The sequence below is a fragment of the Mesorhizobium sp. M7A.F.Ca.AU.002.02.1.1 genome, from assembly GCF_003998535.1.
GTDB classification, from domain to species: Bacteria; Pseudomonadota; Alphaproteobacteria; order Rhizobiales; family Rhizobiaceae; genus Mesorhizobium; species Mesorhizobium ciceri.
Genome location: NZ_RZPB01001109.1, coordinates 1 through 1,501, shown reverse-complemented (window position 1 = coordinate 1,501; position 1,501 = coordinate 1). Strand labels below are relative to the sequence as shown.

Annotated in this window: 2 protein-coding genes; both read left to right on the top strand. The window is 63.2% G+C overall.

All coding sequences use genetic code 11. The features are described from left to right. Positions 1–916 (top strand): FAD-dependent oxidoreductase (locus EN879_RS35520; RefSeq protein WP_127274697.1); only part of this gene is annotated, 916 nt, incomplete at its 5' end. 8 nt (positions 917–924) lie between these two features. Next, positions 925–1,501, top strand: a 577-nt coding sequence (locus tag EN879_RS35515) for a GntR family transcriptional regulator (RefSeq protein WP_164774823.1), incomplete at its 3' end; no start/stop codon positions are given.

The window sequence follows — 1,501 nt, the reverse complement described above, 5'->3', positions numbered from 1 at the left end:
CGTCAGGGAGGAATCGATCCAATACGACAGGACCTCGGCCGGCATCCTTTACTTCCACCGCAGCCGTCAGGCGCTCGACAAGGGCGTCGCCAACATGCGCCTGCTGGAGGCCGACGGCCAGGAGATCCGCATTGTCGACGCACAGGAAATCATTGACCGCGAGCCGGCGCTGGCTTCGTCGCGCGGCAGCATTGCCGGCGGCATAATGTGTCCAACCGATGAAACCGGCGACGCCGCCAAGTTCACGCGCGCGCTGGCGGCCATCGTCGAAACGAGGGGCGGCAAGATCCTGACAAGCACGAGGATCGTCGGGATCGAACGCAGGAATGACGCGATCATCCGGGTCGTCACCGACAAGGGAGAATTTCTGGCCGACACCTACGTTCTGTGTCTCGGCGCCGAAAGCCCGATCCTCGCCCGCAAGATCGGCCTTGGTTTGCCGATCTATCCGGTCAAAGGATATTCCCTGACCATTCCCATCGTCGACCCGGCGCTGGCTCCAAAACTCCCCGTCATCGATGAGCACAATCTCGTTGCCATCACGCCGATGGGCGATCGCATCCGCGTCACCGCCACCGCGGAATTCGCGGGCTATGATCGCAGCCACAAGCCTTCGGATTTCGCCTTCATGAAGCGCGTCACGCAGGACCTGTTCCCGCGCGGTATCGCCTATGATCGCGCCGAAATGCGGGCCTGCCTGAGACCCATGACGCCCGACAATCTGCCGATCCTCGGCCTGCGCAACATCAAGAACCTCTGGCTGAACACCGGCCACGGCCATATTGGATGGACGATGGCGCATGGATCGGCCCGCATCGTCGCCGACCTGATCGCCGGCCGGGCTGCGCCGATCGCCCTCGACGGTATCCTTCCCACACAGGCGCGGTTCGCCGAACCAAGCGCCGCAAAGGCTTGACCGACGCCATGCTCCGACCCACCAGGCACAGCAACCAGGACGACGATGCGGCGTTGGCATCCAAGCCGATCAAGACCGGCCCGCGCGTCTATGAAGAGATCCGTCGCATGGCGATGGACTATCGCTTCAAGCCGAACGAGCGCATCAACGAAGTGGCGCTTGCCGCGAGGCTGAATGTCAGCCGCAGCCCGATCAGGGAGGCCCTCCAGCGGCTGGTCACGGAGGAACTCATCACCTTCCAGACCAATCGCGGCTTCTTTTGCCGCGGCTTCGATGTCGACGAGGTCGTCAATCTTTCCGACGTGCGGGCGGTGCTTGAGGAGCGCTCCGTCAGGCTGGCGATCCAGCGCGCGACCAATGAAGAGCTCGCCGCGCTCGTCGACTGGTGGACGCTCACCATGGCGCGCGCCGACTCGTTTTCCAGCGCCGAGCTGACCGCCAGGGACGAGGAGTTTCACATCCGCATCGCCAGGCTGTCAGGCAATCCCGAACTGGCGCGCATGCTCGAAGGCATCAACACGCGCATCCATTTCGTTCGCAAGATCGAAGTGGAGAAGCACCGGCGACTGTCGACAACCTACACCG